Source organism: Lentzea sp., from assembly GCF_036380075.1.
In the GTDB taxonomy this organism is placed as follows: Bacteria; Actinomycetota; Actinomycetes; order Mycobacteriales; family Pseudonocardiaceae; genus Lentzea.
The window spans coordinates 1-8,662 of record NZ_DASVFL010000388.1; the positions used below are offsets into that span (position 1 = coordinate 1).

The 8,662-nt window shown below is 70.5% G+C and carries 11 protein-coding genes, 1 tRNA gene and 1 pseudogene; 6 read left to right on the forward strand and 7 right to left on the reverse strand.

Features of this window, described 5'->3' with window-relative positions; all coding sequences use genetic code 11:
• Nucleotides 1–336, forward strand: a pseudogene (locus VF330_RS40520) (tetratricopeptide repeat protein); the annotation flags it as partial.
• A gap of 3 nt (nt 337–339) precedes the next feature.
• Here the strand turns inward: VF330_RS40520 and VF330_RS40525 are convergent.
• The gene (locus VF330_RS40525; RefSeq protein WP_330857067.1) at nt 340–1,455 is read right to left on the reverse strand and encodes a J domain-containing protein; all 1,116 of its coding nucleotides are present in this window, start codon (nt 1,453–1,455) and stop codon (nt 340–342) included.
• 106 nt (nt 1,456–1,561) lie between these two features.
• On the opposite strand from VF330_RS40525, the gene VF330_RS40530 reads away from it, so the two are divergent.
• From VF330_RS40530 to VF330_RS40540, 3 genes are all read left to right on the forward strand, one after another.
• Nucleotides 1,562–1,635, forward strand: a tRNA-Ser gene (locus tag VF330_RS40530).
• A gap of 164 nt (nt 1,636–1,799) precedes the next feature.
• Nucleotides 1,800–2,060: a Prokaryotic metallothionein gene (locus tag VF330_RS40535; protein WP_330857068.1), complete on the forward strand. Its 261-nt coding sequence runs from the start codon at nt 1,800–1,802 to the stop codon at nt 2,058–2,060.
• 89 nt (nt 2,061–2,149) lie between these two features.
• Entirely contained in the window at nt 2,150–2,485 is a 336-nt protein-coding gene (locus VF330_RS40540) for a hypothetical protein (protein ID WP_330857069.1), read from the forward strand.
• A gap of 23 nt (nt 2,486–2,508) precedes the next feature.
• Here the strand turns inward: VF330_RS40540 and VF330_RS40545 are convergent, their stop codons facing one another.
• Genes VF330_RS40545 through VF330_RS40555 form a run of 3 tightly spaced genes read right to left on the reverse strand, consistent with a single transcriptional unit; the run spans nt 2,509 to nt 4,644 of the window.
• The gene (locus tag VF330_RS40545; RefSeq protein ID WP_330857070.1) at nt 2,509–3,096 is read right to left on the reverse strand and encodes an ABC transporter permease; all 588 of its coding nucleotides are present in this window, start codon (nt 3,094–3,096) and stop codon (nt 2,509–2,511) included.
• 25 nt (nt 3,097–3,121) lie between these two features.
• Entirely contained in the window at nt 3,122–3,598 is a 477-nt protein-coding gene (locus tag VF330_RS40550) for a TetR-like C-terminal domain-containing protein (protein ID WP_330857071.1), read from the reverse strand.
• A complete protein-coding gene (locus tag VF330_RS40555; RefSeq protein WP_330857072.1) occupies nt 3,595–4,644 on the reverse strand; it encodes a medium chain dehydrogenase/reductase family protein in 1,050 nt (349 codons plus the stop codon). The genes VF330_RS40550 and VF330_RS40555 overlap by 4 nt, the downstream gene beginning before the upstream one ends.
• Before the next feature lie 108 nt (nt 4,645–4,752).
• On the opposite strand from VF330_RS40555, the gene VF330_RS40560 reads away from it, so the two are divergent.
• Complete coding sequence (locus VF330_RS40560) at nt 4,753–5,379, forward strand: TetR/AcrR family transcriptional regulator (protein WP_330857073.1); 627 nt, start codon at nt 4,753–4,755, stop codon at nt 5,377–5,379.
• An 18-nt stretch (nt 5,380–5,397) separates the two neighbouring features.
• Here the strand turns inward: VF330_RS40560 and VF330_RS40565 are convergent, their stop codons facing one another.
• The 3 genes from VF330_RS40565 to VF330_RS40575 form a co-directional block, all read right to left on the reverse strand.
• Nucleotides 5,398–6,342, reverse strand: coding sequence for a ribose-phosphate pyrophosphokinase (locus VF330_RS40565; RefSeq protein ID WP_330857074.1), 945 nt, complete (start codon nt 6,340–6,342; stop codon nt 5,398–5,400).
• Between the two features lie 10 nt (nt 6,343–6,352).
• Entirely contained in the window at nt 6,353–6,835 is a 483-nt protein-coding gene (locus VF330_RS40570) for a hypothetical protein (RefSeq protein WP_330857075.1), read from the reverse strand.
• 200 nt (nt 6,836–7,035) lie between these two features.
• The gene (locus VF330_RS40575) at nt 7,036–7,842 is read right to left on the reverse strand and encodes a metal-dependent hydrolase (RefSeq protein ID WP_330857076.1); all 807 of its coding nucleotides are present in this window, start codon (nt 7,840–7,842) and stop codon (nt 7,036–7,038) included.
• A gap of 115 nt (nt 7,843–7,957) precedes the next feature.
• On the opposite strand from VF330_RS40575, the gene VF330_RS40580 reads away from it, so the two are divergent.
• On the forward strand, nt 7,958–8,662 hold a 705-nt coding region (locus VF330_RS40580; RefSeq protein WP_330857077.1), incomplete at its 3' end, for an SDR family NAD(P)-dependent oxidoreductase.

The window sequence follows — 8,662 nt, forward strand, 5'->3', positions numbered from 1 at the left end:
TCCGCGGAGGAGGCACTGGTGGTGTTCGACCGGGCGGAGTACCCGCCGGGCAAAGCCGCCGCGTTCGGTGCCCTCGGCACGTTGGCGGGCGCGATCGGCGATCACGGATGTGCGATGGCGTACCACGAAAGCGCGCTCACGATCCGGCGCCAGCTGGGCAACAGCTACGCGGAGGCAGACACGCTCGCGCAGCTCGGCGAGACCTACACCGCGCTGCGCAGGTTCGGCTGGGCGCGGACGTGCTGGGGTGCGGCGCTGGCGCTCTACCGCGCGCAGAACAGGGCCGTGGACGTCGAACGGGCCGTTCGGGAGCTGGACCTGCTGGCGGACCGGTGACGGCTACGCGCCGGCGACCCGCACTTCCGACACCACCTGGCGCACCAGCACGCGCAAAGCCTCCCGGTCCACCGTGGCCGGGTCGTCGGCCAGCCAGTCGCCGATCTCCCGCACGAACTGCTCCGGCGTCATGGGCGGCACGTCGAAGTCCAGGTCGTCGTCGCAGGTGACCTCGCCGGCGCGGGACGGGTAGACGATCACGGCGCCCCGGATCTCCAGCCACGGCAGCAGTTCGGCGAAGCGGTCGACGCCGTCGAGGAGCTGGCTGCTGCCGCCGCGGAACGGGTGGCCGTTGCGCCAGAGCTCGCCGTCCTCGTCGCAGTAGTAGTGGCCCGGCAGCCAGGACTTCGACTCGATCAGGACCAGGCGGCGGCCGCAGAGCAGGGCGTGGTCGACGTCGGTGAAGACCGAGCCGGGCCAGGCCAGGCCGTGGAAGATGCGCACTCCCGGTAGCTGCGTGAGGTACTCGGTGAGGAGGCCGGCGGTCAGCCTTTCGCGTCTGTTTTCACCCGGACGGCCGAAGATGGTGTTCCCGTCGTACTCACCGGCGAACGCCCGTTCGGCTCTCGCCAGGGCGGTGTAGCGGCGGACCAGTCGGAACGCTCCGTAACCGGCGCCCGCCACCAGGGGGAGCCAGACGGCCAGCAGGAGCGGGGACAGGGGCATGGCCAGGGGGAGCAGGAGGACGAACCACGTGCCGATCGCGGCCGCCGCCGGGGCGTGGCCCAGGCCGGTGGCGGGGACGTAGCGGACCCGCGCGCCCAGGTCGATGCGGTTCCACCAGTCCATCGAGCCGAGGTCGACGCGCGGGCGGGGTGCCATGTAGTTCGGGTCGTCGCCGAAGTCGCGCAGCCGGCCCGTGTGGCCTGTTCGGCGAGGTCGCGGGCGTGCTGCCGGCCTGGTGACCGGGGGTGCCACGCGCACCGGGCGGTCGTAGTCGGCTCGGCGGACCGGGTCCTTCAGCGTCTCGTAGGCCTCCTGGAGCAGGCGGAAGCCGCCAGACGTCCCACCCGCGTCGGGGTGCATGACCTTAGCGAGAGAGCGGTAGGCCGACTTGATCTCCGAGGCACTGGCGCCCCGGCTGACACCGAGCAACTCGTAGTAGTCGATCCCTGGCACGACACCGTCCAGTCCGAGGTTGATGCACGAACCTTATTGGGTCCAACACTTTCGCAGGGCATACGGCCCGCGATTCGCCGACTAGTGTGAGTGGCGCGGTGGCGATGGGGCCTGTAGCGCAGTGGTCGACGCGCCCTCCGGAACGGAGGGAGAACGCCGGTTCGAATCCGGCCGGTCCCGCTCAGCATCCTTCCCACACCTCCTCGTACGGACGGGGTGTGCCCCCGGTTCGAGCAAGTCCTCTGTGGACGGAGCGGCGATCGGGGTGGTTGCACCGAAAACGCTGGTCGCGCAACTCGGCGGTCGAGTTGCCGAGCAGGCCGGCCTGCCGCAGTCTTCCGCGCATGGCGACCTGTGACGTCTGTGGCAACGAGTACTGGATGGCCTTCGAGGTGCGCACCGTCGGCGGCGGCGTGCACACGTTCGACAGCTTCGAGTGCGCGATCCAACGGCTCGCGCCGCGCTGCGAGCACTGCGACTGCCGGGTGATCGGGCACGGGGTGGAGGTGGAGGGCCGGTTCTTCTGCTGCGCCCACTGCGCGCGGGCGGGCTCGTCCGACCTGGGCGCGCAGATCCGCGACACCGTCGGCGCGCATCCCGGCTGATCCCGCATCTGAGTCGGTCCGGCGGTCACTTCCTCTCACTTCGCACCAAGCGGAGCGGGCTGTCCACTTACGCGGCTACGGTCGGACGCATGGACTTCAAGGCGCCGCTCGTCGGTCGCGTCAACAGGCTGGTCGTCGGGCTGCGCGACGCCCCGCTGATCGGGAAGCTCGTGCGCAAGGGCATCACCGTCGTGTCCTACACGGGGCGAAAGTCGGGCCGCACGTTCACCACACCCGTTGGCTACCAACGCAAAGGTGACGTCGTCGACATCAAGGTGATGATGCCGGAGGCCAAGACGTGGTGGCGCAACTTCAACGGCGAGGGCGGCCCTCTGACGTTGGAACTCGATGGCACGCAACGGACCGGACACGCGAAATCGCACCGTGACGACAAGGGCCGCGTCACGGTGCGAGTGCAGCTGTAAGAAGCGTCAGTCGGCCAACGGGATCAGGCGGCCAACGCGGTCAGGCGGCGGTGCTCCAGGAACGTGGCCACCAGGTAGGCGCCGCCGCCCAGCACGGCCAGCACGCCGAACAAGCCCGGTGACGGCACGAACAGCGCCGCCGACGCGACCAGCGCCAGCCACGTGCCCAGGTTGTAGTGCACGGCGTTGCGGCGGACGGCGCCCTCGGCGATGTAGATCAGGCCGACCACGATGCTCGACCCCGCCGGCCACAGCACGGTGGTCAGGTCCGGGTGGTCGATCACCGTGCTCAGGCCGGTGATCGCGAGCGCCAGCGCGGTGAAGCCGGTGATCCAGGCCGCGCCGACCAGCTTCTCGGTTCGTCGGCGGGCCTCGGGAGCACCGCGCTGGGCGCGCAGTGCCGCGGTCGTGGCGAAGACGGTGCCGACGGCCATGCCGGCGCCGAGCAGCGCGACCGGCAGCCAGCCCGGCATCAGGACCGCGCCCGACCTGGACAGCAGCGAGCCGCCGTGCCCGAAGACGTAGGCGAAGGCGAAGCCCAGGTAGGCGACGCGGTTGTCGACCTCGGTGGCGGGGACTGCGACCGCGGTGCGGACGGTGACGGCGTTCACGGCAGGGACCTCCGGGGAGTCGGGTTCAGATGAGCGCGGTGATCAGGCGTGGTGCGAGGGTGGTGAACCGGGGTGAGCGGCGGGTCGCCGCGTGCTGGTCGGCCAGGCCGTGCAGGCCCAGCCACAACGCCAGGGCGTCCGCCGCGGGTTCGGCGCGGTCCGGGCCGGCGAGGACCGCGGTGAACAGCCGCACCGCCGGTCCGGAGAAGTCGGCCGCCCCGAACAGCACGCGGTAGCGGCGGGGGTGCGCGACGGCGAAGCCCAGGTAGGCGAGGCAGGCGGCGTAGGAGTCGGCCGCCTCGAGAACGGCGGCCTCGAGCTCCTCGAACGCCTGGTCGCACACGGCTCGCAGGATCGCCGCGGGACCGGAGAAGTGCTGGTAGATCGACGACGTGGGCAGGTCCGCCGCGCGGGACACGGCCCGCAGCGTCACCGCGAGGTCGGAGTCGACCAGTGCGGTCGCCGCCGCCACGACGGCCCGGCGGCAGTCGGGCCTGCTCACGGCTCCGGGACGATGACGACCTTGCCGAGGATGGTCCGCGACTCGGCCAGCGCCAGCGCGGAGGCGGCCTCCGGCAGCGGGATGCGCGCGGCGATCTGCGGCTTCACCGCGCCGGAGCCGACCAGGCGGAGCACCTGCAGGAGGTCGTCGCGCAGCCGGGCGCGGAACGTGGCGGTGCGGAAGCGCTTGCCGGCCCAGAAGTTGTAGAAGCCCGCGCTCTTGCCGTTGGGCAGGAAGTTCCACAGCAGCAGGCGCCCGTAGAGCTTCAGCACCGGCAGCGTGGCGTTTCCGGGCTCGTCCTTCGTCGCGGCCGTGCCGTAGTTGACCAGCGTGCCGCCGCGGCGCAGCAGCTTCCAGGACTCGACGAGGCCCGCGCCGCCGACGTGGTCGAACACGGCGTCGACGCCCTCGGGGGCGAGCTCGCGGATCTTGGCGTACATGGCGGGGTCGCGGTAGTCGACGGGGATCGCGCCGAGCTCGCGCACCGCGTCGTGGTGGCGGGCGGAGGCCGTGCCGATCACCTTGATCCCGGCGTGGCGGGCGAGCTGCACGAGCGTCGAGCCGACGCCGCCGTTCGCGCCCAGCACGACGATGGTGTCACCGCGCTTGAGCTTGGCGGTGCGGTACATCATCTGCCACGCCGTGACGCCGTTGACCGCGACCGTCTCCGCCGCGGCGGACTCGACGTCGTCCGGCACGGGGACCAGGTCGGCGGCCTCGACGACCAGGTGGCTGGCCCACGCGCCGACCTTGGTGACGGCGGCGAACCGGTGCAGCTTCAGCGCGGGGTCCACGCCCTCGCCGACGGCGATGACGGTGCCGACCAGGTCGTAGCCGGGGACGAACGGGAACGCGGGCTGGTCGTAGTACTTGCCCAGGCGCATCTGCTGCTCGGCGAAGCAGACGCCCGTGGCCTCCATGCGCAGGACGACCTGGCCCTCGCCCGGCGCGGGCAGCTCCCTGACCTGCACCTGGAGGCCCTCTGGCTGGACCACGCCCGGCAGGACGACCTCGGTGGCGCGGATGGTGGCGGTGGTGGCGTTCATCGTCTGGCTCCTTGCGTTCCGGTTGTGCTTACGGACATAAGCTAACGCCCGTAAGTCTGAGAGCGCAAGCCCTAACGCCCATAAACTTTCAGGTGTATGGTTACGGCCGTGACGAACACGGAACCGCGCAGGCGCAACCGCAGGGGCGAGGGCGGGAAACTGCGAGAAGAGATCATCTCCGCGGCCGTCGCGCTGCTGGACGAGGGCGGCGACGAACGCGCGGTCACGTTGCGCTCGGTCGCGCGCAAGGCGGGGATCGCGGCGCCGTCGATCTACGCGCACTTCGCCGACCAGCCGGCGATCATGCTGGCCGTGGTGCGGCAGGAGATGGACGGCCTGGCGGCGGCGCTGCGCGAGGCCGACGAGAAGGCGGGGGACGACCCCCTTGAGCGGCTCTTCGCGGTGTGCCACGCCTACCTGGACTTCGCCAGACTGCACCCGCAGCGCTACCGGATCATGTTCGGCGGCCTCTGGACGCCGTCGGTGGACGACACGTCGATCACCGACGACGAGCTGGAGTCACTGGGGGTCGAGGCGCTGACCGTGCTCGCGGAACGGCTCGGCGCGTGCGTGGAGGCCGGGATCGCGCGCGGCAGCGACGACCTCTACGGCGACGCCGTGGCGTTGTGGCTCGGGATGCACGGGCTCGCGCACCAACGGGCCGTGGTGCGCAAGATGCCCGGTCCCGACGACGTGGCGGAGCGCCTGATCAGGGCGCTCGCGCACCTCAGGTAGGACAGGGGACCCCGAACGTCAGGGGGCCTCGAACAGGGTCGACACCGACTCGCCGACGTTGATCCGCCGCATCGCCTCCGCCATCGCGGGCGCGATCGAGAGCACCTCCAGCTTCGGCACGGCCTTCTCCGCCGGGATCGGCACGGTGTTCGTCGCGACGATCTCCAGCACGTCGTCGAACGCCTGCAGGCGGTCCAGCGCGCCGGCGGAGAAGAGCCCGTGCGTGCACGCGACCCTGATCGACCCCGCCCCGCGCTCCCGCAGCTTGTCCAGCAGCTCGATCACCGTGGAGCCCTTGGCGATCTCGTCGTCGAGCACGATCACGTCGCGCCCGGCCACGTCGCCGATGACGGTCGAGATCTGCACCTCGTCGTCCGCGAACCGCTGCTTCGCGCCGGCCGCGACCGGCAGGCCGAGGATCCGCGCGAAGTGCGCGGCCTCCTTGGCGTTGCCCAGGTCCGGCGACACCACGACGGTGTTCGACAGGTCGTGCTGGGAGAAGTGCGCCGCCAGTTCGCGCAACGCGTGCAGGTGGTCGACGGGTACCGAGAAGAACCCGTGCACCTGCGGTGAGTGCAACGTCATCGCCAGCACCCGTGACGCGCCCGCGGACACCATCAGGTCGGCGACCAGTCGTCCACCGATGGAGATCCGTGGCGCGTCCTTCTTGTCCGACCTCGCATAGGCGTAGTGCGGCAGAACGACGGTCGTGCGCGCGGCGGAGGCGCCACGCGCCGCGTCGAGCATCAGCAGCAGTTCGACGAGGTGTTCCTGCACCGGCGGCACCAGCGGCTGGATCAGGAACACGTCCCGTTCGCGGCAGTTCGCCTGGAGCTGCACCTCGAGGCAGTCGTTGGCGAACCGCGTCAGGCGGCTGGGCGACAGGTCGACACCGAGATGCCCGCAGATCTCGGCGGCGAGTGAGGGATGGGCAGAACCACTGAAGACAGCGATGTCACGCACATCGCCGAACCTAGTCGACGACCAGCACCAGTTTGCCGTCCCGGAAGAACGGCGTCAGGTTGCCGCGCGTGTCGACCGTGTGCGTGTCACGGGGCAGAACAGCCTCGATGGCCGTGAACGCCAGGATGTCCGAGACGCCGTGACGGCCGCGCAGCGAGCGCTGGCCTTGGTAGCGCAACGCGCGCCCCTCGCGGCGGTACTGGTGGGCCTCGGCGGCGGTGGAGGCGCCTACTCGCAGCGTCTCCGGGCCCACCTGGCGTGCCGACGAGGCACCGCGGACCGAGACGCCGAAGCCCTGCTCGACGAGCGAGCTCACCACCGCGTCGGACGGGGGGACGGGGACCATGAACGACATCGCGTGGTGGCCGTCGACCTCGTGCACCACGACCGTCCTGGCCGTGGTCAGCACCGTGTCGTGCAGCTCCAGCGCGATCTTCTCCGCTTCCCAGCGGTTTTCGTGGCCGGCGTCGATGCCGACGTAGGTGCTGGTCACCTGACCTCCACTTGCGCGGCCGCGAGTGGGTCCGCCCGCGGTTCGAACCCCGCATGGTGCCAGCGCGGTTCGCAGGATCGCTCGACCTCCGCCTGTGGCGTTGGCAACGTTGTCCTCCACGTGGCGAAGAGCGGGTTCGTGGAGGTTAGACCGATCGGGTGAGGCTCAGGTAGCCGCTGAATGGCTGGAAGTGGAACGGTTCAGATCGGGAGCAGGTCGAGCCAGTCCAGGAACGGCAGCGCGCCCGTGGCCTGCAACGCCACGATTCCCAGCCACACGGACAGGACCGTGATGATCGGACCGACGATCGCCATCTCGACGACGCCGCCCGTCTTCATCCGCATGATCTTCGGCGGCGCCACCGGGAACCACGTCTTGCCCGCGATGGGGATCGGCCACAGGATCGGGCAGCCCTGCTCGGTGATCGCGTCACCGATGTAGTGCGCGAAGCACCCGACGCCGACCGCGATCCCGCACGCCGCGGCGGAGGCGCTGGTCTGCGCCGTCCACGCGATCATCGCCCAGGTGATGCCCGCGGAGACCACGGTGATCAGCAACGCGTCCTGCTTGGGGCACCAGTCGTTCATGATGCCGCGCACCGCCAGGCCGGCGAACACGAACATCAGCACGGGCAGCGCCCACTTCTGGCTGTTCTGCACGACCGCGGTGGTGAAGACGGCGGCGAACGCGGCGAAGACGAGCGTGTGCGTGAGACCGCGGTGCCCGCCGTCCCGTTTCGAGTCCTTCTTCATCCTCGTCGTGCGGTAGACGAAGCTGCTCAGCGCGTTGATGCCCGCGGACAGGCCGCTGCTCAGCGCCCCGAACGTGCGCGAGATCGTCGAGCCGGGGTGGTCGAGGTCCGGCAGCAGCGCCGCCCCGGTGGCCAGGACCGCGCCGACGGCCCAGCTCTGCGGCGAGAGGTGGCCGATGGGATGGCTCGACGCGAGGGCGGTGACGGCGCTCCAGGCGAGCAGCCCGCTCATCGCATGTGTTGGCCCAGTGGACACTTACTCCCCTTCTGGAGATCACCCGATCGGTGAGAACAGTAGTCGTTCGGTATCAAGCAAGGGCGGCGCAACTCCATAGTCCGGACAACTGATTCCCGACCTATGGAGCACTGACATGGCACAGGTGTGGCTCATCACCGGCAGTTCCCGCGGCCTCGGGCGCAAGATCGCCGAGGCGGTGCTCGCCGCCGGGCACCAGGTCGTCGCGACCGCCAGGAACCCGCGCGATCTCGACGACCTCGTCTCTCAACACGGCGACCGGGCCAGATCTGTTGCACTCGACGTGCGCGATCCCGAACAGGCGAGAGCCGCCGTCGCGGCCGCGGTGCGCGAGTTCGGCCGGCTCGACGTGGTCGTGAACAACGCGGGCGCGGGCCGCGTGACCTCGATCGAGGAGTGCGCGGAGGCCGACTTCCGCGACCAGCTGGAGATCAACCTCTTCGGCGTCGTCAACGTCACCAAGGCCGCGCTGCCGGTGCTGCGCGAGCAGCGGTCGGGGCACTTCCTGACGATCGGCTCGACCGCGGGCCACATGGCCTTCGGCGGCGGGCTCGCGCCGTACGTGATGGCCAAGCACGCGCTGCGCGGCTTCAGCGAGTCGCTGGCGGCGGAGTGCGCGCCGTTCGGCGTGAAGGCGACGATCGTGGAGCTCGGCGGCTTCCAGACGGACTGGACGGGCCCGTCCCTGGTGGTGACGGAGCCGGGTGAGGACTACGTTCCGTCTGTCGGGGTACTGCTCGGCATGATGCGCGGGGCGCACGGCAACATGCCCGGTGACCCGGCCAAGGCCGCCCGCGTCCTGCTCGACGTGGTGGCCATG

Bases quoted from the DNA above. Each gene is read 5' to 3' on its own strand.
- VF330_RS40535 (WP_330857068.1), top strand. From the start codon at position 1,800: ATGGCGACCTGTGACGTCTGTGGCAACGAGTACTGGATGGCCTTCGAG.
- VF330_RS40540 (WP_330857069.1), top strand. From the start codon at position 2,150: ATGGACTTCAAGGCGCCGCTCGTCGGTCGCGTCAACAGGCTGGTCGTC.
- VF330_RS40555 (WP_330857072.1), bottom strand. From the start codon at position 4,644: ATGAACGCCACCACCGCCACCATCCGCGCCACCGAGGTCGTCCTGCCG.